General features: G+C 55.7%; 20 protein-coding genes. 4 read left to right on the top strand and 16 right to left on the bottom strand.

Annotated elements, in window-relative coordinates; genetic code table 11:
* Positions 1-7: 7 nt before the first annotated feature.
* The 13 genes from wzyE to trxA form a co-directional block, all read right to left on the bottom strand.
* Positions 8-1,351, bottom strand: a complete 1,344-nt coding sequence (wzyE, locus tag P6287_RS00790) for an ECA oligosaccharide polymerase (RefSeq protein WP_192236885.1) — start codon at positions 1,349-1,351, stop codon at positions 8-10.
* The gene (locus P6287_RS00785; RefSeq protein ID WP_277974366.1) at positions 1,348-2,418 is read right to left on the bottom strand and encodes a TDP-N-acetylfucosamine:lipid II N-acetylfucosaminyltransferase; all 1,071 of its coding nucleotides are present in this window, start codon (positions 2,416-2,418) and stop codon (positions 1,348-1,350) included. Before P6287_RS00785 ends, wzyE begins: the two co-directional genes overlap by 4 nt.
* Complete coding sequence (gene wzxE / locus P6287_RS00780; RefSeq protein WP_277974365.1) at positions 2,415-3,668, bottom strand: lipid III flippase WzxE; 1,254 nt, start codon at positions 3,666-3,668, stop codon at positions 2,415-2,417. Before wzxE ends, P6287_RS00785 begins: the two co-directional genes overlap by 4 nt.
* Complete coding sequence (gene rffA, locus P6287_RS00775) at positions 3,668-4,798, bottom strand: dTDP-4-amino-4,6-dideoxygalactose transaminase (protein ID WP_277974364.1); 1,131 nt, start codon at positions 4,796-4,798, stop codon at positions 3,668-3,670. The genes wzxE and rffA overlap by 1 nt, the downstream gene beginning before the upstream one ends.
* Complete coding sequence (gene rffC / locus P6287_RS00770; protein ID WP_277974363.1) at positions 4,795-5,493, bottom strand: dTDP-4-amino-4,6-dideoxy-D-galactose acyltransferase; 699 nt, start codon at positions 5,491-5,493, stop codon at positions 4,795-4,797. Before rffC ends, rffA begins: the two co-directional genes overlap by 4 nt.
* A complete protein-coding gene (gene rfbA / locus P6287_RS00765) occupies positions 5,471-6,352 on the bottom strand; it encodes a glucose-1-phosphate thymidylyltransferase RfbA (RefSeq protein ID WP_277974362.1) in 882 nt (293 codons plus the stop codon). Before rfbA ends, rffC begins: the two co-directional genes overlap by 23 nt.
* Before the next feature lie 22 nt (positions 6,353-6,374).
* Entirely contained in the window at positions 6,375-7,451 is a 1,077-nt protein-coding gene (gene rfbB / locus P6287_RS00760; protein WP_277974361.1) for a dTDP-glucose 4,6-dehydratase, read from the bottom strand.
* Positions 7,448-8,707, bottom strand: coding sequence for a UDP-N-acetyl-D-mannosamine dehydrogenase (gene wecC, locus P6287_RS00755; protein ID WP_277974360.1), 1,260 nt, complete (start codon positions 8,705-8,707; stop codon positions 7,448-7,450). The genes rfbB and wecC overlap by 4 nt, the downstream gene beginning before the upstream one ends.
* Positions 8,708-8,709: 2 nt before the next feature.
* Positions 8,710-9,834: a UDP-N-acetylglucosamine 2-epimerase (non-hydrolyzing) gene (gene wecB / locus P6287_RS00750; protein WP_008105750.1), complete on the bottom strand. Its 1,125-nt coding sequence runs from the start codon at positions 9,832-9,834 to the stop codon at positions 8,710-8,712.
* Between the two features lie 10 nt (positions 9,835-9,844).
* Positions 9,845-10,894 carry an ECA polysaccharide chain length modulation protein gene (gene wzzE, locus P6287_RS00745; protein WP_192414398.1) on the bottom strand — a complete coding sequence of 350 codons (1,050 nt, stop codon included), beginning with the start codon at positions 10,892-10,894 and terminating at the stop codon, positions 9,845-9,847.
* Positions 10,895-10,928: 34 nt separating this feature from the next.
* Complete coding sequence (wecA, locus tag P6287_RS00740; RefSeq protein ID WP_101763775.1) at positions 10,929-12,002, bottom strand: UDP-N-acetylglucosamine--undecaprenyl-phosphate N-acetylglucosaminephosphotransferase; 1,074 nt, start codon at positions 12,000-12,002, stop codon at positions 10,929-10,931.
* A 278-nt stretch (positions 12,003-12,280) separates the two neighbouring features.
* The gene (gene rho / locus P6287_RS00735) at positions 12,281-13,540 is read right to left on the bottom strand and encodes a transcription termination factor Rho (protein WP_008105744.1); all 1,260 of its coding nucleotides are present in this window, start codon (positions 13,538-13,540) and stop codon (positions 12,281-12,283) included.
* A gap of 345 nt (positions 13,541-13,885) precedes the next feature.
* The gene (trxA, locus tag P6287_RS00730; RefSeq protein WP_008105741.1) at positions 13,886-14,218 is read right to left on the bottom strand and encodes a thioredoxin TrxA; all 333 of its coding nucleotides are present in this window, start codon (positions 14,216-14,218) and stop codon (positions 13,886-13,888) included.
* Between the two features lie 117 nt (positions 14,219-14,335).
* On the opposite strand from trxA, the gene rhlB reads away from it, so the two are divergent.
* Positions 14,336-15,631, top strand: coding sequence for an ATP-dependent RNA helicase RhlB (rhlB, locus tag P6287_RS00725; RefSeq protein ID WP_110867909.1), 1,296 nt, complete (start codon positions 14,336-14,338; stop codon positions 15,629-15,631).
* A gap of 7 nt (positions 15,632-15,638) precedes the next feature.
* Positions 15,639-17,123 (top strand): guanosine-5'-triphosphate,3'-diphosphate diphosphatase, encoded by a 1,485-nt coding sequence (gene gppA, locus P6287_RS00720; protein ID WP_277974359.1) that lies wholly within the window; start codon positions 15,639-15,641, stop codon positions 17,121-17,123.
* A gap of 157 nt (positions 17,124-17,280) precedes the next feature.
* Here the strand turns inward: gppA and rep are convergent, their stop codons facing one another.
* On the bottom strand, positions 17,281-19,302 hold the full coding sequence (rep, locus tag P6287_RS00715) for a DNA helicase Rep (RefSeq protein ID WP_137384900.1): 2,022 nt from the start codon (positions 19,300-19,302) through the stop codon (positions 17,281-17,283).
* Between the two features lie 72 nt (positions 19,303-19,374).
* On the opposite strand from rep, the gene ppiC reads away from it, so the two are divergent.
* Positions 19,375-19,656: a peptidylprolyl isomerase PpiC gene (gene ppiC / locus P6287_RS00710; RefSeq protein WP_008105734.1), complete on the top strand. Its 282-nt coding sequence runs from the start codon at positions 19,375-19,377 to the stop codon at positions 19,654-19,656.
* Here ppiC and P6287_RS00705 read toward each other — a convergent pair whose 3' ends face one another.
* On the bottom strand, positions 19,657-21,717 hold the full coding sequence (locus P6287_RS00705) for an AsmA family protein (protein WP_277974358.1): 2,061 nt from the start codon (positions 21,715-21,717) through the stop codon (positions 19,657-19,659).
* A 61-nt stretch (positions 21,718-21,778) separates the two neighbouring features.
* Positions 21,779-22,552, bottom strand: a complete 774-nt coding sequence (gene pdeH / locus P6287_RS00700; protein ID WP_277974357.1) for a cyclic-guanylate-specific phosphodiesterase — start codon at positions 22,550-22,552, stop codon at positions 21,779-21,781.
* Positions 22,553-22,834: 282 nt separating this feature from the next.
* Between pdeH and P6287_RS00695 the strand changes: the two genes are divergently transcribed.
* Positions 22,835-23,764: a sugar kinase gene (locus tag P6287_RS00695; RefSeq protein WP_101763781.1), complete on the top strand. Its 930-nt coding sequence runs from the start codon at positions 22,835-22,837 to the stop codon at positions 23,762-23,764.
* Positions 23,765-24,024 lie beyond the last annotated feature (260 nt).

The raw sequence follows: 24,024 nt of genomic DNA, 5'->3' as shown, positions 1-24,024 counted from the left end.
CCAAAGGTTAAGAAGGGCTGTGTAAAACCGGCTCGCTGCGCGGACGAATCAACCCCGCGCGCGCCAACAGCCAGTAAAGCAATTTAGCCGCCCACATACAGGCCGCAAAAATCAGACAAAAGAACACCACGCGCGAGCCGAAAGCATCCAGCCCTTCACGCGCCAGCACGATCATATTAAACACCGCGCCGAAGCAGAAACTCTGCAAAATCGCCCCGCTGTAACGATTGCTGGTATCGCGGCCATAAAGATAAAGGTTATCGAAGCCTTTCATCAGCAGTCCGACAGCCACCGCACCGATTGGGATAAACCACACGCCGCCCATCACCACCAGCGAACCCAACAGCGTGGGCGAGATCGCCAAGCCGGAATGGTTGTTCAGCACTTCCCAGGTAAAGTAGTTAGCGCTGTTGAGAATGGCTGTTGGACGTCCCGGCCACATCCAGCTGGGAATGAACACGTAGAAATCGCGCCAAATCGGTGCCAGCCCCTGAAAATCGATCTTGTCGTAGTTTTGCAGTAACAGCGCCAGATTTTCCCACGGCGAGAAGGTGTCGCGCGTCAGATAAAGGAAGGTATAAAACGCTTCATCGCCCACTACGTCGAGGTTATAGCGACGCAACGCCAGCCAGAACATACCGCCAATCGCCATCACACCGGCGCCAACCAGCATCCACAGCGTGATCCAGCCGCGCGTAATGCCAATAAACAAGAACAGCGCGAACGCGATAATGATATTGGCGCGCGTGCCGCCCACCAGCGCGTAGGTCAGCAAGCCAAATGCCACCGACACCAGCAAAAACCACAGCCACTGACGCTGGGTTGGCTTGAGGAAGTAGCGAATCAGCATCGCCGGAATAAAGAAGTAGAAGAAGCGTTTAAGCGCCACGCCGGACACTTCGCTGGAGAAGATCTGGTTGTAAGCCGAAAGCCGGAACAGCAGCAGGCCGTTGTGCATAAAGAACACCGTCACGGTGCCAATTGCCACCAGCGCCAGCAGCAGACAGGTCAGATGGGTTTCAACCCGGTTCATCTGCAGCCAGGGTTTGCGCGCAGGCGCATTGGCCGGCCGCAGCCGCACCTTGTAGCTAACGTAATAGATGGCATAAAAGCTGGTAGCGGCCAGCAGCGCCTGCAGCAGATATTCCGGCGGCACCACCGCCACGTTAAAGCGGAATACCAGCACGCTGGTCAGCGGGAAGCCGAAATAGAAGGTCAACAAAAACAGAATGGTGAAGAACAGGTGGAAGTTGAAGCGCACCCGTTTAAATTCCCGCCAGGTTAGGGTCAGAATGAAACCCAGCGAACACAGATAAACCACCAGCAGACCACTAAACTGCATCAGGCTCATGTTCTCTCCCTTTCACTCAGGGTTAGCGCGTCGCGCCAGCCTGCCAGATAGCCGGGGGCAAAAAAGGCAATCGAAGAGTGATCGCATTGCGCTAATTGCCGTTGCGCTTCGGCCACGCTGGCGCTATCCAGCGCATCTTCGCTAAACAGCACCGGCAAACCTTGCTCGCTGAGATCGCGCCAGAACGGATTTTTGCGGTTCAGCACAAACGGAATATTGGCCTGAATCAGCAAGCAAAGCGTACCAATGCCTTGCTGGCGCTCGAACATAAAATAGCCGAGCTGGCAGCGGCTAAGCAATGTCAGATAGGCATCAAAGTCGAGCTTGTCGCGCAGCAGCGTCACTTGCCCCGCCGGGAACAGGCGCTGTGCGGCGGCGGCAATCTCATCGATATAAGCGTGATTATTCTGCGGATAACCGAGCGGCACGACGATTTTCACCTGTTCACCAAACTGGGCTCGAATCGCCTCTAAACCGGCAATGTGACGATTACTGCGATCGCCGGAGTTACCGAGCAGAATAGTGAAATCGGGGCTTTCCACTGGCGCAGGCAGCGCCACATCCGGCATGCGCGTCGGGAAATAGAGCAGCGAGGCGGGAACGCGCGGATGACGCTGCTGGAAATGGTGCAAATCACCGCGCGTCGCAAACACGCGCGCCACGCGCCCTTGCGCCATTCTGCGCAGCAGATAAAACAGCTGATACTTAAGACCGCGCCCTTCTTCGTAGAGATCCGCGCCCCATACATGCCAGAACGCCTGCTGACGACGCAGTTTGCCGCTCAGCAAGGCCAACCAAATGCTGGGATTAAACTGGCCGTGAAAGAAGAAGCGCTGCGAGCGATCGGCAGCACGCGTCACCACCGCTTGCGCCAGCGCACGCTTGCTGGCAAAGGTTTCAATCTGCAATGAAGCATACGCTTGCAGCGTTTCGGGCGCGCTGGATACCACCATAAACTGACGCGGGGCAGCGCCTGGCAACTCGGCGCTCATTACGTCATTAAAGAAGCGCAGCACCGTATGATTGTGATGCGGGATATCCGATCCCAATACGTGAAAAGTCGTCATTTTTTCCGGCAATAAATCATGAAGGCGCCACAACACAGGGCGAAATAGAGAACGTAGGTTGCCATGTAAGCCTGCGCGGCCCCGGCGGTACCGTGCAGCGGAATCAGCCAATGGGAAAAACCGGTCAGCAGCGCAAACTGGCTGATTTCCGTCAGAATATAGAAGCGCAGTGACGCTTTGGCGATCACCAGATATCCGAAAACATAAGCGCCGACTTTAAACACATCACCGCACAACTGCCAGACGAAAAGGTCACGCATCGCGCTGAACTGCGGCGAAAACAGCAGCCAGATAGCGACATCGCGCAGCAGCCATACGCAGAAACTGGCCGCTGCGACGGCAGGTAACACAAAGCGCAGCGCACGCCCAATCTCACGGGCGATTTGCGGTTTCTGCTCCAGCCGCGCCAGCGTGGGCAGCAGCCAGACGCTAAAGGTGGCGGTGATAAATTGCAGGTAGGCATCGGAAATACTGGTCACGCCCTGCCATAAACCGACCTGCGCCCAACCTTGCTGCTCGGCCAGCAGATTTCGCATCATCACCCACGCCACCGGCAAGGTGAATGAGGTGATCAGCGCCATCAGCGTAAACTTCGCCAGATTCCGCGCCAGGTCAGGATGCCAGCCTGGCATCAGCCAGCTCAGCGGCAGCCGATCGCGATGGCGACGTAGCATCAGCAACGCCGGAAACACCAGCAGCGCCGGCACCAGCGCCAATCCCACTAACGCACCAGCATAGCCGCCCAGCCACCAGCACAGCACATAACCCAGCACGCCGACGATACTTCCGGCAATCAGCGCCAGCGCATTGCCGCGCGCATCGCGGAAGCCTTTTAGCAACGCCAGCGTCAGGTTGGCCCAGGCAATACCGAGTTGCAGAAATGCAACAATGCGCACCACGTTGGCATATTCAGCATGACCAAACAGCGCCGTGCTGATCGGCGTTGCCGCCAGCAAAAACACCAGCGCCAGCAGCGTTGAAAAGCCGAGCACAATCGCCGAAGCCGTGCCGGTCACCGCGCGCAGTTGTTGTGGCTGTTGCTGATGTTGCGAGACTAAGGTAGTGACGCCGTTAAAGATGCCCGCGCCCGCCAATACGCCGAGTACAGTAATCAACTGGCGGAAGTTACCGGCTTGCCCGATCCCTTCGGGTCCGAAGCTTATCGCTAACAGTTTCACCACCAGCAGGCCAGCAACGATTTTTACCAGCGTGGAAGACGCGGTCCAGACTGATGCTTTTGCTAATGACATCAGGCAAAGAAACTCAGCAGCGAACTGATCACCGTACGCTGGTTGTTATCCGATAAGTTGTAGAACAGCGGCAGGCGCAGCAGGCGCTCGCTTTCACGCGTGGTAAAGGCATCATCACCGTGGAAGCGGCCAAAACGTTCACCCGCTGGCGACGAGTGCAGCGGGATGTAATGGAACACCGTGAGGATTTCCGCCTCTTTCATCCAGTTGATCAGCGCCTGACGATCGTCGCTGTCGCGCAGCTTGATGTAGAACATATGTGCATTGTGGCGGCAATTTTTTGGCACTACCGGCAGCTCAATACGGCCGGCAGCAGCCAGCAGCTGCAGCGCATCGTAGTAACGTTGCCACAAACGCAAACGCTGCTGATTAATTTGCTCCGCCGCTTCCAGCTGCGCCCACAAATAGGCCGCCTGCAAATCCGCCATCAAATAGCTGGAGCCAATATCGCGCCAGGTATATTTATCTACCTGACCACGGAAAAACTGGCTGCGGTTGGTGCCTTTTTCACGAATGATCTCGGCACGATCCACCAGCTTCGCGTCATTGATTAGCGTTGCGCCGCCTTCACCGCCGGCGGTGTAATTTTTAGTTTCGTGAAAGCTAAAGCAGCCAATGTGACCAATGGTGCCGAGCGCGCGTCCTTTGTACTGCGACATCACGCCTTGCGCGGCATCCTCGATAACATAGAGTTTATGCTTCGCCGCCAGCGCCATGATGCTGTCCATCTCGCAGGCCACGCCCGCGTAATGCACCGGCACGATGGCGCGGGTTTTCGGCGTGATCGCTGCTTCAATCAGCGTTTCATCAATATTCAGCGTATCGGGGCGCACATCGACAAACACAATGGTCGCGCCGCGCAGCACAAAGGCGTTGGCGGTGGAGACGAAGGTGTAGCTCGGTATGATCACTTCATCGCCAGGCTGCAGATCAATCAGTAGCGCCGCCATCTCCAGCGACGCGGTGCAGGATGGCGTCAGCAGCACTTTTTTGCTGCCGAAATGCTGTTCCATCCACTGCTGGCAGCGGCGAGTAAAGCCGCCATCGCCGCACAGCTTGCCGCTGGCCATCGCCGACTGCATATATTCAACTTCGCTGCCGACAATCGGCGGCGCATTAAATGGGATCATGAGGCTTTCCTGTAGAACCAGTAAGCGGTGCTTTCCAGCCGCGCACCGCTGCGTAAATAGAGGCGCAACGCCGTGAGATTGCTGAGCTGGGTCGCCACGCGCAGATGCGTTAGCTGACGCACGCGGCCCCAGTCGGCGGCGGCGAGCAGCAGGCGCTGGCCGACGCCGCAACCTTGTGCGGCGGGCAATACCGCCAGCAGACCGATGCGCATGTCGCCGTCCACTTCGCGCATCGAGACGAAACCTTGCAGCGCGCCCTGCTCATCGCAGGCCACCAGACATTGATTATCAAAGGTGCCGCGCACCGCATTTTCAATCCACTGCGCGTAGAAACGTCCGCTGTCCGCCGCAGCAAACCACGGCGCGCGGAAGCGACTTTGGCTAAACGCCTGCGCAGCCGCTTCACGCAGTGCCGGGATTTGTGCTTCCCGCGCAATGCGCACGCCAACTTGCCGCTCGGTATGTTTGATGCTGAGGAAAAGGTCAGCTTCGCCTTCCACTAACTGAAAACCATGCTGGCTCAGCGCATCGATGGCATCAACGCGTTCAGCGGGCACCTTCACTTGCCACAGCGCATACGGCTGCTGAAGGGCCTCGGCCAGCATCAAATCGCCATCCAGCGATAAGCGCGCGCTGTTCTGACCGAAGAACTCAGTTTCCCACGTAAGGGGATCAATATTGACGCGGACGGGCATTGTGAACATCCAGCAGATACTGGCCGTAGCCGGTTTTGGTTAGCGCCTGAGCCGCGGCTAAAAGCTGGGCATCGCTCAGCCAGCCGTTACGCCATGCAATCTCTTCCAGGCAGGCAATTTTAAAGCCCTGCCGTTTTTCCACCGTCTGCACAAACATACTCGCCTCAATCAGGCTGTCGTGCGTGCCGGTATCCAGCCAGGCAAATCCGCGCCCCAGCAACTCCACCGCCAGCTCGCCCTGATCGAGATACATTTGGTTGATGGCGGTGATTTCCAGCTCACCGCGCTCGGAAGGTTTCACCTGTTTGGCAAACTCCACCACGCGATTATCGTAAAAATAGAGGCCGGTGACCGCCCAGCGCGATTTCGGCTGCTGCGGTTTTTCCTCAATGGAGAGCGCGTTAAAGTCGTCATCAAACTCCACCACGCCAAAACGCTCCGGATCCATCACCTGATAAGCAAAGACGGTCGCGCCGCTGCTGCGCGCGGCCACTTTCTTCAGCTTGGGGCTGAAACCCTGGCCGAAATAGAGATTGTCGCCCAGCACCAGACAACAGTGATCGTCACCAATAAAACTTTCGCCAATGATAAATGCCTGCGCCAGCCCATCAGGACGGGGTTGTTCTGCATAGGTTAGCTGAATCCCAAATTCACCGCCGTCGCCCAGTAAACGTTCAAAATGGGCGCGATCTTCTGGCGTGGTGATGATCAAAATTTCGCGAATCCCTGCCAGCATCAGTACCGACAGCGGATAGTAAATCATGGGTTTGTCATATACCGGCAACAGCTGTTTCGAGATGGCGCGGGTAATCGGATGCAAACGCGTGCCCGAACCTCCGGCTAAAATAATGCCTTTCATCGCTGCTCCTTCTGAAGTGCGTTTAACGCGGCGTGGCTAATCCCAGACGCTCACCGCGATAGCTGCCGTTAAGAATTGCCTGCCACCATTGCGGGTTTGCCAGATACCATTGCACGGTTTTACGAATGCCGCTCTCAAAGGTTTCCTGCGGCGTCCAACCCAGCTCACGCTCAATTTTACTAGCGTCGATGGCGTAGCGCTGGTCGTGGCCGGGACGATCGCTAACAAAGGTAATCAGGTCACGGTAGCGGCTCAGATGCGGTGCACGCTGCTGCGGCGCCAACTCATCCAGCAGATCGCACAGCGTTTCCACCACTTCAAGATTACGTCGCTCGTTATGACCACCAATATTGTAGGTTTCCCCTACTTTGCCGCTGCTCACCACGCTATGCAGCGCCCGCGCGTGATCCTCTACATATAGCCAGTCGCGTATCTGGCTGCCGTTGCCATACACTGGCAGCGGTTTGCCCGCCAGCGCATTAATGATGGTGAGCGGGATCAGCTTCTCCGGGAAATGATACGGTCCGTAATTGTTGGAGCAGTTAGTGATGATGACCGGCAAACCGTAGGTGCGCAGCCAGGCGCGCACCAGATGATCGCTGCTGGCTTTGGTCGCCGAATAGGGGCTGCTCGGCGCATACGGCGTGGTTTCGGTAAAGAAATCGTCGCTACCGTGCAGGTCACCAAACACTTCATCAGTGGAGATATGATGCAGAATGAAGCCTTTTTTGCGTTCATCTGCCATGCCATTCCAGTAATGACGCGCCGCTTCCAGCAGCTGATAGGTGCCAACAATATTGGTTTCGATGAAGGCGATAGGTCCATCGATCGAGCGGTCAACATGACTTTCTGCCGCCAGATGCATAATGCAATCCGGTTGATAGTGTGCCATGACGCGATCCAGCTCAGCGCGATGGCAAATATCTACCTGTTCGAAGGCGAAACGTGCATTCTGTTGCACCGGCGCCAGCGACGCCAGATTGCCGGCATAGCTCAGCTTATCGACCACCACCACGCGGTGTTCGGTGTTTTCAAGCAGAAAACGTACCAGCGCAGAACCGATAAATCCTGCCCCGCCGGTCACCAGAAACTGTTTCATCGCCACACGCCTTTGGTATCAACAATCCACGGCTGGGCAATCTGGGCCGCATCAATCGCGCGGAACTGCGCGTGATCAACCAGCATCACCAGAATATCCGCCTGCTGCAGCGCTACGTCCGTAGCAACCAGCGTGGCTTCGTGCGCCAGACGTTGCGGAATGTCTTCCACATGCGGTTCAACCACCCAGGTTGCGCCGCTGTGCCACCCGGCAATACGATGGGCGACGCTCATCGCCGGACTTTCGCGCAGATCGTCAATATTCGGTTTGAAGGCCAGACCAAAGCAGGCAATGGTGACATCGCTGGCGCGTTTGCCGCTGGCGGTGAGGCACTCTGCTAACGCCTGCTTTACCTGATCCAGCACCCAGCCCGGTTTGGCATCATTCACTTCACGTGCGGTGCGAATCAGTCGCGCCTGTTCTGGATTCTGCGCCACGATAAACCACGGATCGACGGCGATACAGTGCCCGCCGACGCCCGGTCCGGGTTGCAGGATGTTGACGCGCGGATGGCGATTCGCGAGCGCAATCAGTTCCCACACGTTGATGCCCTGCTCGGCGCAAATCAGCGAAAGCTCATTGGCAAAGGCGATATTCACATCGCGGAAGCTGTTTTCTGTCAATTTGCACATCTCGGCGGTACGCGCATTGGTTTCCACACACGCGCCGCGCAGGAAAATGCGGTACAGCTCGCTGGCGCGTGCGGAACAGGCTGGCGTCATGCCACCAATGACGCGATCGTTTTCCAGCAGTTCAACCATCACTTTGCCGGGTAACACGCGCTCCGGGCAGTAAGCGATAAACACATCGCACGCATCACCGTGCTGCGGGAAACGCAAATCGGGACGCGCCGCCGCCAGCCATTCCGCCATTTGCTCGGTGGCGCCCACCGGCGACGTCGATTCGAGGATCACCAGATCGCCCGCTTTTAACACGGGTGCAATCGACAGCGCCGCGGCCTGCACATAGCTGAGATCCGGCTGATGGTCGCCGATAAACGGCGTGGGCACGGCGATCAGGAATGCATCGGCGGCTTCGGCCTGTGTAGTCGCACGTAGATGACCGGCACGCACCGCTTCGCGCACCACATCACCCAACTCGGGTTCCACGATATGGATATCGCCACGATTGATGGTTTCAACGGCGCGGACATTAATATCCACCCCAACGACTTTCTTTCCCTTTGAGGCAAAAACGGCTGCCGTTGGCAGCCCAATGTAGCCCAGTCCGATAACGGAAATGGTTTCAAAACGCATGGTTACACTCTGTGTTGTTTTAGGGCCTGCAAGATGCGCGCGCAGGCATGGCCATCGCCATACGGATTGTGCGCGCGACTCATTGCCTGCCAGGCTTCATCGTCCTGCAACAGCAGGCTGACTTCAGCGACAATTTTACTGATATCGGTGCCGACCAGTTTCACCGTGCCTGCGTCCACCGCTTCCGGACGCTCGGTGGTATCGCGCATCACCAGCACCGGTTTGCCTAATGACGGCGCTTCTTCCTGAATGCCACCGGAGTCGGTGAGAATCAGCCATGAGCGATTCATCAGCCAGACAAACGGCAGATACTCTTGCGGCTCAATCAGGATGATATTCTCGATGCCGCTGAGAATGCGGTTAACCGGCTCGCTGACGTTGGGATTGAGGTGCACGGGATAGACAATTTGCACCTGCGGATGCTGGCGCGCGATTTGCGCCAGCGCACTGCAAATGCGTTCAAAGCCGTCGCCAAAACTTTCGCGGCGATGACCCGTAACCAGAATGAGTTTTTTGTCAGCGTCGAGGAACGGATAGCGCGCGGCGAGGCGGGCATTGAGATCGGCATCGTCCAGCACGCGATCACGCACCCACAGCAGCGCATCAATCACCGTGTTGCCCGTCACGAAAATGCGCGCATCCGGCAGATTCTCGCGCAGCAGATTTTGTCGCGAATTTTGCGTGGGCGTGAAGTGATAACTGGCGAGATGGCCGGTGAGCGTGCGATTGGCCTCTTCCGGCCACGGCGACATCAGGTTGCCGGTACGCAATCCCGCTTCTACGTGACCCACCGGAATCTGGTGATAAAACGCCGCCAGGCTGGCCGCAAACGTGGTGGTGGTATCGCCGTGCACTAACACCACATCCGGCTGGAAATCAGCGAGTACGGTTTTCATGCCCTGCAGTATGCGGCTGGTGATCTCCGTCAGCCCTTGCTCCGGGCGCATGATATTCAGATCATAATCAGGCTGCAGCTGGAACAAACGCAGCACCTGGTCGAGCATTTCACGATGTTGTGCGGTGACGCATAGGCGTGACTCGAACGCAGCATCCTGCGCCAGCGCCTGCACCAGCGGAGCCATTTTGATCGCTTCAGGACGCGTGCCAAATACCGTCAGAACTTTCACGTGGCTTCTCTTAATGGCTCGTTGCTAACGTTGAACGCGGACGACGCACCAGCGCCACTCCCGCACCGACCAGCGCGCCAATCACGCCCCACATGATCATCATAAACAGGCGGCGCGGACTATCGCGCGACACCGGCTCTTCCGGGGTGCGCAAATAGCGGTAAGTCTGAAATTGTTTATCCAGACGCGGACCGGCCTGCAGCGTACTCAGCATCGCTTTGTTTTGATCATAGCTTAAATCGTAAGCAGGCCCGCTGGCTTGTAAAGTGTCGAGTTGCGCCTGCAGCATTTGCTGACCCAGCAGGAAACGATCGCTGTCTGGCAGCGCCTCGCCGGTTGCCGGCGCGCGATTCTCTTTAATCCCCTGCTCGCTCGCCACTTTCAGCGCCTGTTCGATGCGCTGACGTTGACGTTCAAATACCGTCTGCGCCACTTCCTGCTGGCGGTTAACCTGCGACGCCAGCTGCACGCTGCGCGCCTGCCAGGCGCCTTTCAGCTCCGCATTAAGATGACGCGCCGCACGCTCGCTGGCGTAGGCAATATATTGACGCAGCAGATTGTTAGCATCGCTGGCGGTTTCGGCCACCAGCTTAATGTTATCTAAGATATTGCGCGCCGGGTCGGCAGCGGTGAACTGAATGTTGGTGATCAGGTCGTCGAGCAGCGCCGCATCGTTGTGCGCGTTACCGCTTTTGCGGCTTTTGAAGTATTCGGTCTGCTGCCAGAAATCACGGCGCGTATCCCATGATGCCAGCTGCATGGTGAACTCCTGATAAACCTCATCCATCACGGTCGGCGCTGGCGAACTGAGATTGAGCGTATTGGTGCGCACATCCAGATTATTGAGGAATTGCTGCTGTACGAAGAAATCACCCAGCATATTGACCGTTGGACGATCGGTCACCGCCGTGGTGCTCCACGCCTGCTTCATTAACATCGATGCTAACCAGGCAACCAGCGCAAACAGCAGCGCCAGACCGATAATCCAGCGTTTACCACGCCAGAGTGTGCAGCCAAGGCCACGTATATCCAGTTCGTTCTCCACAACGACAGAGGTCATAACAAAATCCTTATCAGGGTACTTTCTGGGTAATTTATTTTTTATCTTCGCTGCTTTGCCAGCGACGTTTAATGCGACGGATTTTGCGCGCCACGCGCCATGCGTGTTTCAGGCAATAGCCATAAAGGAGGAATGCCATCATGAACAGCACCAGCATCACCCATTCCGGGATGAAAGCCAGATACTCGCCGAGCACACCAATACCCGCCAGAAGCGCGGCGGCGACGGTAATCAGCAGGAACGCCTGACGTGACGTGAATCCGGCGCGCATAATTAAATGGTGGATGTGCTGGCGGTCAGCGGAAAACGGGCTCATGCCTTTGCGCAAACGGCGATACATAATCGCCACCATATCCATCAGCGGAATCGCGATCAGCCACAGCGCGGTGACAGGCGTGATCGGATGGCTCAGGCCTTGGGTGGTTTCCAGCAGAATCCAGATGATGGTGAAACCGATCATGGTGCTGCCGGCATCGCCCATAAACACTTTGTAGCGACGGCCAATCAAGCCGAGATTAAGCAGGATATAAGGAATGGTGGCGGCGATCATCGCGAAGCACCACATGGCGAGGCTGGTCTGGCCGTCGAAATAGAGAATGATGCCGATGGCGGCGAAAGTGACGCTGGAGAGGCCGCCAAGCAGGCCATCAATCCCATCCACCATATTGAACGCATTGATGGCGGCCCATACGGCGAATAGCGTCAATACGTAGCCAAAGGGACCGACAATTAATTCAACCGGCCCGATAATAAAGCCCAGACTGAGCAAATAGAGTTTGGCACCGACCATCATCACGATGGCAACCGCCGCCTGCACCAGCGCACGAATTTTAACGCTGATATCGAAGCGATCGTCCAGTGCGCCAACCAGCACCAATACGCCCGCGCAACTCAGATACAGCATCGCGTGCGGCAAATAATAATTTGAGATGGCAAAAGCGAAGCAGATCCCCGCGTACACGGAAATGCCGCCAACTAACGGAATGGCGCCATGGTGCCTTTTTCTGGAGTTTGGTGTGTCCACAAGCCCAATTTTTTTAGCTGCTTTGCGAGCAAAAAACAGGAACACTAAAGTAAAAAGAAAAACTAAACCAAGCTCAGTACTCATAGTGAGTAAATTCACGTTAATGCTCTCAGCTAAAATCGTGGACAACAATATGCAAAACACCCGCCATTGCCGTATATCCCTATTCCGAATTCTGCTACAGAAAAGTCTGATTGCTGAAAAAACAAACGAATCTCTGTCACAGTCAATATAAAAGCTTCCTGACTGCGCTAATCCTAATGCCCATAAATAAAAAACGCCACGTTAAGACGTGGCGTTAGCAATATTTCCTGGCAAATTGTGCGAATCACCGCTTGGCTTAGCGACTCGCCGATCGCAACTTAGGAACGCTTCATCATATCGAAGAATTCGTCGTTGGTTTTCGTCATGGCCAGTTTGTTGATGAGGAACTCCATCGCGTCGATTTCACCCATTGGATGGATGATTTTGCGCAGAATCCACATCTTCTGCAGCTCTTCCTGCGTAGTGAGCAGCTCTTCTTTACGGGTACCGGAACGATTGTAGTCAATCGCTGGGAATACACGCTTCTCGGCGATTTTGCGCGAGAGGTGCAATTCCATGTTACCTGTACCTTTAAACTCTTCGTAAATCACTTCGTCCATCTTCGAACCGGTATCAACCAGCGCGGTCGCGATGATGGTCAGGCTGCCGCCCTCTTCCACATTACGTGCCGCACCGAAGAAACGCTTCGGACGATGCAGGGCGTTAGCATCCACACCACCGGTCAGCACTTTACCTGATGCTGGAACCACGGTGTTGTAGGCACGCGCTAGACGCGTGATAGAGTCAAGCAGGATGATCACATCTTTCTTGTGCTCAACCAGGCGCTTGGCCTTCTCGATCACCATCTCAGCAACCTGCACGTGACGTGACGCTGGCTCATCAAAGGTCGAAGCGATCACTTCACCTTTAACCAGACGCTGCATCTCGGTCACTTCTTCCGGACGTTCGTCAATCAGCAGCACCATCAGCAGGCAATCTGGATAGTTGTAGGCGATGCTCTGCGCGATGTTCTGCAGCAGCATGGTTTTACCCGCTTTCGGCGGCGCCACAATCAGACCACGCTGACCACGACCAATCGGAGAAGCCAGATCCAGCACGCGTGCGGTCAGATCTTCAGTCGAGCCATTACCGCGTTCCATACGCATACGCTTGCTGGCGTGCAGCGGCGTAAGGTTTTCGAACAGAATCTTGTTACGCGCGTTTTCCGGCTTGTCATAGTTAACTTCATTAACTTTCAACAGCGCAAAGTAGCGTTCACCCTCTTTTGGCGGGCGAATCTTGCCAGAAATGGTGTCACCAGTGCGGAGGTTGAAGCGGCGGATTTGGCTGGGAGAGACGTAGATATCATCGGGACCGGCGAGGTAGGAGCTATCTCCAGAACGAAGGAAACCAAATCCATCCTGTAATATCTCCAGCACACCATCACCAAAGATGTCTTCGCCGCTTTTTGCGTGCTGTTTCAGGATAGAGAAAATAATATCCTGCTTGCGCATACGCGCCTGGTTTTCCAGCCCCATATTTTCGCCGAGGGTAATCAGCTCAGAAACCGGCGTATTCTTTAATTCGGTAAGATTCATAGTGATGGGTTCTTAAACTCGGGGTAATTCTCGAAATGATTGTCGTGAGTGGTATGGCAAAAATTCCATGCCTGTTAATGGCTCTTTTTCAACTCAGCTCGACGATTATCGTCAGATGTGGCGATAGGAAACGAGGAGACAGTCGAAAGATGATGCCGAATGTGCTAGTCATCAGATTGCCAAACCACGATAACGTTCATTGCGAGTAGGGTCTGACAAGGGAAAACTTAGATGCAAACTACAAGGTAAGAGCGTAATGCAGTGAAATTAACTTAACACGCTTAAAGTGAGACGTCCAGCAGTGGCGAAAAAATTCACCACTGCCGAACAAACACCGCGCCGGGCTTAGGCCAGGTTGGCGTTCAGGAACTCTTTCAACTGTCCTTTAGACAGTGCGCCAACCTTGGTTGCCGCCACTTCACCGTTCTTGAACAGCAGCAGAGTTGGGATACCGCGGATGCCATATTTTGGCGCTGTACCCGGGTTGTCATCAATGTTCAACTTAGCGATGGTAAGTTTACCTTCGTACTCTTCTGCGACTTCGTCGAGAATTGGGGCGATCATTTTGCAAGGACCACACCATTCAGCCCAGAAATCTACCAGAGTGACACCGTCTGCTTTCAGTACGTCTGTGTCGAAACTGTCATCGGTCAAGTGAACGATCTTATCGCTGCTCATGTTTAACTCCAAAAGATTGCGCCTGGCGAATTGGCGGAAATGATACCAACGTAGGTTGACTTTATTTCATCGGATACGCTTTCGTAAAGCGCTAGTAAGCTGATATTCTACCACACTATGAGCAAAACACACTTAACTGAACAGAAGTTTTCCGACTTCGCCCTGCACCCTCAGGTGGTAGAAGCCCTTGATACCAAAGGCTTTTCTAACTGCACGCCTATCCAGGCGCTCGCATTGCCTTTTACGCTTTCAGGGCGTGATGTTGCGGGTCAGGCGCAAACCGGTACCGGCAAAACGATGGCGTTTCTGACGTCAACGTTTCATTATCTTCTTTCTCATCCTGCCGCAGAAGGTCGCCAGATCAATCAGCCACGTGCGCTGATCATGGCCCCGACGCGTGAGCTCGCCGTACAAATTCATGCCGATGCAGAACCGTTAGCAAAGGTCACTGGCTTAAAGCTGGGCCTGGCTTATGGTGGCGACGGCTACGATAAACAGCTGAAAGTGCTGGCTGATGGTGTCGATATTCTGGTGGGCACCACCGGACGTCTGATCGACTACGCCAAGCAGAACCATGTCAACCTGGGCGCGATTCAGGTTGTTGTGTTGGATGAAGCCGATCGCATGTTCGATCTCGGCTTTATTAAAGACATTCGTTGGCTGTTCCGCCGCATGCCGCCGGCCACCCAACGCCTGAGTATGCTGTTCTCTGCAACCTTGTCTTACCGCGTGCGTGAACTGGCGTTTGAGCACATGAACAACGCCGAATACGTGGAAGTGGAACCCGAGCAGAAAACCGGCCACCGTATTAAAGAAGAGCTTTTCTACCCTTCAAACGAAGAGAAAATGCGCTTGCTGCAGACGCTGGTAGAAGAAGAATGGCCAGATCGCGCCATTATCTTTGCGAACACCAAGCACCGCTGTGAAGACATTTGGGGCCATCTGGCTGCCGATGGTCATCGCGTGGGTCTGCTGACGGGTGATGTGGCGCAGAAAAAACGTCTGCGTATCCTCGATGACTTCACCAAAGGCGATGTGGATATCCTGGTTGCCACCGACGTCGCGGCACGGGGTTTGCACATTCCTGCCGTCACGCATGTGTTCAACTACGATCTGCCTGACGATCGTGAAGACTACGTTCACCGTATTGGTCGTACTGGCCGCGCGGGTGCCAGCGGTCACTCCATCAGCCTGGCGTGCGAAGAGTACGCGCTGAACCTGCCGGCAATCGAAGAGTATATTGGTCACGGTATTCCGGTCAGCAAGTACAACAGCGATGCGCTGATGAGCGAACTGCCACCGCCGAAACGTCTGCAACGCAGCCGCTCGGGTAACGGCCCACGCCGTGGCGGAAACAACAGTAACCGTCGGAGCGGCGCGCCGCGCAATAGCAACCGTAAACGTTCGGGTTAAGCACACCATGCTAAGCGCATCGTCACTTTATGCAGCGATTGATTTAGGTTCTAACAGCTTTCATATGTTGGTGGTGCGCGAGGTGTCTGGCAGCATTCAGACCGTCGCGCGGATAAAGCGCAAAGTGCGTCTGGCGGCTGGCCTCGACAAAGCGAATCACCTCTCCGCTGAGGCGATGCAACGCGGCTGGCAGTGCCTGAAGTTGTTCTCCGAACAGCTGCAGGATATTCCTCCGGAACAAATCCGCGTGGTGGCAACCGCCACGCTGCGCCTTGCCGAAAATGCGCAGGATTTCCTCACAACGGCTGAACACATTCTTGGCTGCGCGGTGAATGTCATCAGCGGCGAAGAGGAAGCACGCCTGATTTATCAGGGTGTAGCGCATACCACCGGCGGTTCCGATCAGCGTTTAGTGGTCGACATCGGCGGTGGCAGCACCGAACTGGTGACTGGCGAAGGTTCACATGCCACCACGCTGTTCAGCTTGTCGATGGGTTGCGTAACCTGGCTTGAACGCTACTTCAGCGACCGTCATCTGGCCAAAGAGAATTTCGAGCAGGCCGAACTGGCCGCGCGCGAGATGATCCGTCCGGTGGCCGCTGCGCTGCGCGAAAAAGGCTGGCAAATCTGCGTCGGAGCGTCGGGCACCGTACAAGCGTTGCAGGAAATTATGATGGCGCAGGGCATGGATGAGCGCATCACCTTAAGCAAACTGCAACAGCTGAAACAGCGCGCGATTCAGTGCGGCAAGTTGGAAGAGCTGGAAATTGAAGGATTGACGCTGGAGCGCGCCTTAGTGTTCCCGAGCGGTTTATCGATTCTCATCGCTATCTTCCAGGAACTCAGCATTGAAGGTATGACGCTGGCCGGCGGCGCACTGCGCGAAGGTTTAGTGTATGGCATGCTGCATCTGCCGGTGGATCGTGATATCCGCAGCCGCACATTGCAGAACGTGCAACGTCGTTTTGCCATTGATATTGACCAGGCCGGTCGCGTACGTCAGTTGGCGGAGAGTTTCTTCCGTCAGGTGAGCAGCAGTTGGAAGCTGGATAACCGATGTCGCGATCTACTCCTCAGCGCCTGTTCTATCCACGAAATTGGCCTGAGCGTCGATTTCCGCCAGGCACCGCAGCACGCCGCTTACCTGATTCGTCATCTCGATCTTCCTGGCTTCACTCCCGCGCAGAAAAAAATGCTGGCTTGCCTGCTGCAGAACCAAAGCGGCAGCATCGATTTAGCCTTGCTGACCCAGCAAAACGCCGTACCGCCGCGCATGGCGGAGCGTTTAAGTCGTTTGCTACGCTTAGCGATTATCTTCTCAAGTCGTCGTCGCGATGACACTTTGCCTGCCGTGCGTTTACAGGCGGATGATGATGCACTGCATTTGACGTTGCCGGCCGGTTGGCGCGAAGCGCATCCGCTGCGTTCTGAGCTGCTGGAGCAGGAGAGCCATTATCAGTCTTACGTGCACTGGTTACTGACGATTTGCTAATTGGGAATGCGCTGGCTGTCCCCCATCCCGACCTTCCCCCGCAAGCGGGGGAAGGAGATGCTGCCACATGCAATTTCCGACTCACATATAGCAGCATCTTCCTCCCCCATTCATGGGGGAGGACCGAGGAGGGGGACTGCAAGCACTAACCGATAACTCAACCCTTCTTCGCATTCTCCAGCATCGCTCTCAACCCAGCGACCCGCGTCTGCCCGGTCTTCACGCGCTCTTCTGCGCTCACCACTTTTTTCTCGCGCTCCCACACCACATCGTCCTGCGGCAACTCCAACAGGAAACGACTCGGTTCTGGGCGCATCAGCTCGCCGTACTGGCGACGTTCACGGCACAGCGTAAAGGTCAGCTCTTTCTGCGCCCGGGTAATTCCCACGTAGGCCAGACGCCGTTCTTCCTCGATGTTGTTCTCATCGATGCTGCTCTGGTGCGGCAATAACCCCTCTTCCATGCCAACCAGATAGACATACGGGAACTCCAGCCCTTTTGAGGCGTGCAACGTCATCAGCTGCACCTGATCGAGCTCTTCGTCGCTCTCACCGCGCTCCATCATGTCGCGCAGCGTAAAGCGCGTCACCACCTGCGCCAGCGTCATCGGCTCGTTCAGCTCATCGCCTTCCAGCATCTCGGTCATCCACTGGAACAGCAGGTTAACGTTCTTCATGCGCATCTCAGCGGCTTTCGGGCTGGGCGAGGTTTCAAACAGCCAGCTTTCGTAGTCGATGCCGCGAATCAGGTCGCGCACCGCATTCACCGGCTCGCGTTCGGTCAGCTGGACGATTTCACTCAGCCAGTGCGTAAAGCGCTGCAGATGCTCCAGCCCGCGCCCGCTCAGCGTTTGCTCCAGCCCCATATCGAAGCTGGCGTTATACAGGCTTTTATTGCGCAGGTTGGCCCATTCGCCCAGCTTCTGCAGCGTTGCCGGACCAATCTCACGGCGCGGCGTATTCACGATACGCAGAAACGCGCTGTCATCTTCCTGATTGGTCAGCACGCGCAGATAAGCCAGCAAATCTTTGATTTCCGGACGAGAAAAGAACGACGTGCCGCCCGAGATACGATACGGAATACGGTTCTGCATCAGCTGCTTCTCGAACACGCGTGACTGATGATTGCCGCGATAAAGAATGGCGTAATCTTTATAGGCGGTTTTGTTAATGAAGTGATGCGCGATCAATTCACCCGCTACGCGTTCCGCTTCGTGGTCTTCGTTATTCGCGCTCAGCACCTTCAGCTCGCTGCCCTGCCCCAACTCTGAGAACAGGCGCTTCTCAAATACGTGCGGATTGTTGGCGATAAGGATGTTGGCCGATTTCAGGATGCGCTGCGTCGAGCGATAATTTTGCTCCAGCTTCACCACTTCCAGCGCCGGGAAATCCTGCTGCAGCAGCACCAGGTTTTGCGGACGCGCGCCACGCCACGAGTAAATTGACTGATCGTCATCGCCCACCACGGTAAAGCGCGCACGCGCACCCACCAGCAGCTTCACCAGCTCATATTGGCTGGTATTGGTGTCCTGATACTCATCCACCAGCAGATAGCGGATGCGCTGCTGCCAGCGTTCGCGCACTTCCTGATTGCGCTGCAGCAGCAGCGTGGGCAGCGCGATTAAGTCGTCGAAATCCAGCACGTTGCAGGATTTCAGGTGTTGGTCATACAGCTGATAACAGTGAGCAAAAATCTGGTCACGCTGCGATTGCGCCAAACCCGCTGCGCCCTGCGGATCGACCAGATCGTTCTTCCAGTTGGAGATGGTGGAAATCAGCTGCTGTAACAGCGTCTTGTCCTCTTCCAACCACTGTTTGGTCAGGTCTTTAAGCAAGGCCAGCTGATCCTGATCGTCGAACAGCGAGAAGCTGGCTTTCATTCCCAGCGCCTTGTATTCGCGTTTAATGATCTCCAGTCCCAGCGTATGAAAGGTGGAAATCATCAGGCCGCGTGCCTCTTTACGCCCCAATGTCTGCGCCACGCGCTCTTTCATCTCGCGCGAGGCTTTATTGGTAAAGGTTACAGCGGCGATATGGCGCGCCTGATAGCCACATTCGCGGATCAGGTGGGCGATTTTGTTGGTGATCACGCGGGTTTTACCCGAGCCAGCACCGGCCAGCACCAGACAAGGACCGGTGACAAATTCGACAGCTCGTTGTTGGCCGGGGTTTAAACGCATAACGGAATTCGCTCAGTTGAATCAAAAGAAAGGAGGTTATAATGGCCGGATTATACACATTAGGACTTCATCATGGCGAAAACCGCGGCGGCTTTACATATCCTCGTGAAAGAGGAAGCGCAGGCCAAATCCCTGCTGGCGCAACTTGAGAAAGGGGCGAACTTCCAGCAGCTGGCAAAGAAACACTCTACCTGCCCATCCGGACGCAACGGCGGTGATTTGGGTGAGTTCCGTAAAGGACAAATGGTACCGGCATTTGATAAGGCGGTCTTCTCCTGTCCGCTGCTACAGCCTTACGGACCGGTGAAAACCGCCTTTGGTTACCACATCATCAAAGTGCTGTGGCGTAACTGATCACTTCTGATTCTTCATCTGCTGCAGCACATTACTGCACTGATTGTCGTCAGTATCGCTAGGCGAAATCAGTGCGATCAACGCGGCGGCGGGAGCAACCACCGCCCCGAGCGCCACCGCTGCGGCACCGCGTGCAATCAGCGGTCCGGCTTTCACCCCGGCATCCGGATTTTTAAAGGTGCCGCGCACATACAGCGGCGAACGCAGCGTGATGATGCGAATCCCTTTACTCTCCGGATTGATCGACAGGTCCATGCGTTCATTCGCGAAGTTGACGTTGCCCGTCACGTTGATCACCGCATTCTCGGTATCCAGCAGGAACAATTTCGGCGTCGCTAAGCCTTGACGAATATTCATATCGGTCGCCGCGCAGTTGATCTTCACTTCATCATCGCCGAACAGCTTACCCACCACATAGTTACCGACGTTCAGTCCGGCAATCTCCATCAGGCTGCGGCTGATCAGGCCATCATTCATCAATAGCTTCAGTTCGCCATTGCTGGTGCCGAGCAGATCCGCCACCGAATTGCCGGTGCCGCTCAGCGAGGCATCGCCGTTGAGCTGGCCCAAACTGTTCTGCATCGCCGTAACATCCGGGAACAGCTGACGCAGACGCAGCTTACGCGCGTGCAAATCGGCACGTCCGCGCATCGGGCTGCGGTCGCCCTCCAGATGAATGGTGGAGTTAATGCTGCCGCCGGCCATACCGAAGCGCAGCGGATCGAGCAACAGGTCGCCGTTTTTCAGCTGCAGATGCGTATAGAGATCGCTGAGCGGCAGCTTGCTGCTGTGTTCAATGCGCTTGCCGCTGAACTTCACATCCGCATCCATCACGTCCCAGCTCTTGGTATCAAACTTGTCGTGTGGCAACACGCGGTCGGCGGGCTGCGATGAGGCTTCGCCGCGCTGCGCTTTGGCCTGCTGCGTTTTCTCGCTGCCTTTGCCGGAGTTGACGCCAATCAGCGGCCCCAAATCTTCCATCCGCAGCTGGTTCGAGGTCAATTCACCGGTCAGCGTTGGACGCGGTTTGCCCTGACGATAGGTGAGCGAGCCGTGAATATCGCTGTCGCCGATGTGGCCGTTAAACTTCTCGTAGCGGAATAGCGGCCCTTTCGCCTCATTGAAACGCGCAATCAAATGGCCGTCAGTTTCATAGGGCGGCGTATCGGGCAGCAGCACGCCGGTCAGGCCATACAGATTGGCCAGCGTATCGCCCGCGAAGCGCAGACGCACATCAAGTCCGCCAAGATTGAGCGGATCCTGCAAGGTACCGTCAATACGTACACGCGTGGTGCCATTACGCACATCCACCTGCAGCGGGAACGGCGTGGTTTTACTGCGCAGCGATAGCATGCCGCCAATTTTGCCGTCGCCATCCAGCTTCTGATTGTTGTAGGTGCCGTTCGCCTGCCAGCCAAAGACAAAATCACCCGCGCCTTTCTGCTGATCGTCACCGCCCGCCACTTGGGCGTAGGGCACCGGTTTGCCCAGCGGATTGATGGTCACTGTGACATCGGCTTTATTGACGGCGTCGCGATAGCGCACTTGTCCCTGATCAAACAAAATATTGTCGAGGCGGAAGGACCAGGCAGAAGGCGCGGCGTTAGCATCGCTGTTCTGGCTGCTGGCGAGATCAAAGGTCCAGTTATTCTTCTTGTCTGCGGTTTGCACCAGCCGCGCATCCGGCTTTTGCATCTTGATCCACGGCAGGTAGACCTGCTGATGCAGCAGCGACAGCGGTGCAATGGTGGCTTCAACCCGCTGCAGATGCACCATGGTGACATCAGGAATAGAGGGCGGATTGCCGAGCATCACATCATCGGCATGCACCTGCGGCCACGGCACCCAGCTGCGCCAGCCAGGTTCTTCACGGTTGCGAACCCAGGCCACGCCGAGATCGCCGCGAATCGCGAAAGGTCGGTTCAGTTCGGCTGAAACTTTTTGATTAATCGTTGGTTTCAAGCGGTTCCAGTCAAAGGTGGCGATAAGCACCACAATCACTACAACCAATAACAAAAAAATCCCGAACACCCAGCTCAGGATCTTTCGAGTACGTGACATATTGCTTCCTCCTTGCCCTTCCACGTCTGACTAAGGATAGTCGAGACGCCGCGGAACGGGATCAGGGAAGCTCAAGTGCCATACGTTCCAGCTCGCTAAACGGCACCGGACGCGAGAAGAAGTAGCCCTGCGCCGCCATCGCTGGCGAGCTACGCACCTGTTGCCACTCCTCTTCGGTTTCCACGCCTTCAACGATGACGCCGTTGCAGTAACGGTTAATCAACGCCAGCAGCATCGAGAACATCGAGCGGCCTTCATCGCTGGCGCGCAGCAGCATAAACAGCTCGCGCGAGAGTTTGATGTAGTCGTAACGCAGTTCGGTCAGCGCGGAGAAGTTCGCCATGCCAGAGCCAAAATCATCCAGCCACAGCGGCCCGAGTTCCGGCATCTTCGCCACCATCTCTTCCTGCGGCAGCGCATGATGCTCCGTTAGCTCGAAGCGCACCCACGGCAGTTGCGCAATCAGCGTGCGAATCGACTCATGCTTCTCAATCTCCATCAACGTTGGACCGTCGATATTAACCGACGCCACCAGCTGACGCTGATTGAAAAACGTTGACCATGTTATCAGCAGCTCGAGTTGTTCCTGGACGACACCAAGCCGCTGCGCGATAGTCAGTGCTTCAAAATAGTCTTCGGGCGACAGCCTTTTTTCTGGCGCGGAGGGATGGGTAACCGCCGTCAGTAATTCAATAGCCAGCATGCGGCCTGAGACCTGGTAAATCGGCTGGAAAGTATAGAATCGTTGGCACTGTTGCCAGAAGAGACGCGTTTCCTGTTGTTGCTCCAATTCATTTGAAACAGGCAGCCGATGACTCAAATTCTTCATCACCATGGTTTTTTCCTGGTTGGTGTTGAGTGCCTGCAAATAGCATCTCAGCGGCAAGTATCGGCGATCGCCGGGATAACTTTATCAATCTCGTTAGTCCCATGAAGAGTTGAGTGTAACAGCGTGCTTCGCACTTAATCGGCAAAACAAAACGCGCTTTGGCCGCTAAATCACCGTGGCGCAGGCGGTTTGCTGCCTTAAGTTAAATCAAAACATCGTTTTAAAAACCATTGACGGCTGCCATACCAGACGCGAGACTAAGGCAGAATTCACTACAGGCTGAAGACCATGACGCAGAAGAAAATCGCCATTATTGGCGAATGCATGATTGAGCTGTCCGAGAAAGGTGAGAACATCAAACGCGGTTTTGGCGGCGATACGCTGAACACGGCGGTGTATCTGGCGCGTCAGTCAGATAAACAGCTGCGTGTCGATTATGTCACCGCACTCGGCACCGACAGTTTCAGTGACCAGATGATCGCCGCCTGGCAGCAGGAAAATGTCGAAACCGCGCTGGTTCAGCGCCTCGACAATAAAATGCCGGGTTTGTACTTCATCGAAACCGACGACCACGGCGAGCGGACCTTCTGGTACTGGCGCAACGACGCCGCCGCCCGTTTCTGGCTGGACAGCGCGCAAGCGGACGCGATTTGCCAGCAGCTGGCGCACTATGATTATCTCTATTTGAGCGGCATCAGCCTGGCGATTCTGCCTGCGACCAGTCGCGAAAAACTGATGACGCTGCTTAGCGCCTGTCGTCAGAACGGTGGCAAGGTGATTTTCGATAACAACTATCGTCCGCGTCTGTGGGCCGATAAAGCCAGCGCTCAGCAGGCGTATGCCGAGATGCTGCGTCATACCGACATGGCATTTCTGACGCTCGACGACGAAGATTTGCTGTGGGGCGAGCAGCCGCTGGATGCGGTGATTGCTCGCACACGCGCTGCGGGCGTGCAGGAAATTGCCATCAAACGCGGTGCGGACTCCTGTCTGGTGGCGGTTGGCGATGAGCCGCTGCGCGAGGTCGCCGCCATCAAGCTGGCGAAAGAGAAAGTGATCGATACCACCGCGGCTGGCGACTCCTTCAGCGCTGGTTATCTGGCGGTGCGTTTAGCCGGAGGAAGCGCCGAAGATGCCGCCGCACGCGGTCATCTCACCGCCAGCACGGTGATCCAGTATCGCGGGGCGATTATCCCGCTCAGCGCGATGCCGAAATGACTTAACCACCTGCACCAACCGTAGCGGCGCAATTGATTGCGCAATGAATCGCGCCGCTACAAATCTCTGCGCCATTCATTACCTGTGCTAACCAACCCGCCCGCGCAGTTTGCCTTAACGCAGCATTTTTCCCTGCCAATTTCCGCTAACGACCTGACTCATCCACTTCTGTAACAAAAACGGTATTACTTCTTCACTCGCGCTAATCAGATCGATTTAAATTCAATGTGTTATGGCAGGAAATCTGGCCGCCAGGCATA

This window comes from Pantoea sp. X85, assembly GCF_029623675.1.
In the GTDB taxonomy this organism is placed as follows: Bacteria; Pseudomonadota; Gammaproteobacteria; order Enterobacterales; family Enterobacteriaceae; genus Pantoea; species Pantoea leporis.
The sequence above is the reverse complement of the archived record's forward strand: the minus strand, read 5'-3'. Positions and strand labels throughout refer to the sequence as shown.

Excerpts from the sequence above, each read along its gene's own strand:
- P6287_RS00705 (WP_277974358.1), bottom strand. The coding sequence starts at position 21,717 with ATGTCACGTACTCGAAAGATCCTGAGCTGGGTGTTCGGGATTTTTTTG.
- pdeH (WP_277974357.1), bottom strand. The coding sequence starts at position 22,552 with ATGGTGATGAAGAATTTGAGTCATCGGCTGCCTGTTTCAAATGAATTG.
- rffA (WP_277974364.1), bottom strand. The coding sequence starts at position 4,798 with ATGATCCCATTTAATGCGCCGCCGATTGTCGGCAGCGAAGTTGAATAT.
- wzzE (WP_192414398.1), bottom strand. The coding sequence starts at position 10,894 with ATGACCTCTGTCGTTGTGGAGAACGAACTGGATATACGTGGCCTTGGC.
- rho (WP_008105744.1), bottom strand. The coding sequence starts at position 13,540 with ATGAATCTTACCGAATTAAAGAATACGCCGGTTTCTGAGCTGATTACC.
- rffC (WP_277974363.1), bottom strand. The coding sequence starts at position 5,493 with ATGCCCGTCCGCGTCAATATTGATCCCCTTACGTGGGAAACTGAGTTC.
- wecC (WP_277974360.1), bottom strand. The coding sequence starts at position 8,707 with ATGCGTTTTGAAACCATTTCCGTTATCGGACTGGGCTACATTGGGCTG.
- P6287_RS00695 (WP_101763781.1), top strand. The coding sequence starts at position 22,835 with ATGACGCAGAAGAAAATCGCCATTATTGGCGAATGCATGATTGAGCTG.
- rep (WP_137384900.1), bottom strand. The coding sequence starts at position 19,302 with ATGCGTTTAAACCCCGGCCAACAACGAGCTGTCGAATTTGTCACCGGT.
- rfbA (WP_277974362.1), bottom strand. The coding sequence starts at position 6,352 with ATGAAAGGCATTATTTTAGCCGGAGGTTCGGGCACGCGTTTGCATCCG.
- P6287_RS00785 (WP_277974366.1), bottom strand. The coding sequence starts at position 2,418 with ATGACGACTTTTCACGTATTGGGATCGGATATCCCGCATCACAATCAT.
- gppA (WP_277974359.1), top strand. The coding sequence starts at position 15,639 with ATGCTAAGCGCATCGTCACTTTATGCAGCGATTGATTTAGGTTCTAAC.
- wzxE (WP_277974365.1), bottom strand. The coding sequence starts at position 3,668 with ATGTCATTAGCAAAAGCATCAGTCTGGACCGCGTCTTCCACGCTGGTA.
- rfbB (WP_277974361.1), bottom strand. The coding sequence starts at position 7,451 with ATGAAACAGTTTCTGGTGACCGGCGGGGCAGGATTTATCGGTTCTGCG.
- ppiC (WP_008105734.1), top strand. The coding sequence starts at position 19,375 with ATGGCGAAAACCGCGGCGGCTTTACATATCCTCGTGAAAGAGGAAGCG.
- trxA (WP_008105741.1), bottom strand. The coding sequence starts at position 14,218 with ATGAGCAGCGATAAGATCGTTCACTTGACCGATGACAGTTTCGACACA.
- wzyE (WP_192236885.1), bottom strand. The coding sequence starts at position 1,351 with ATGAGCCTGATGCAGTTTAGTGGTCTGCTGGTGGTTTATCTGTGTTCG.
- wecA (WP_101763775.1), bottom strand. The coding sequence starts at position 12,002 with ATGAGTACTGAGCTTGGTTTAGTTTTTCTTTTTACTTTAGTGTTCCTG.
- rhlB (WP_110867909.1), top strand. The coding sequence starts at position 14,336 with ATGAGCAAAACACACTTAACTGAACAGAAGTTTTCCGACTTCGCCCTG.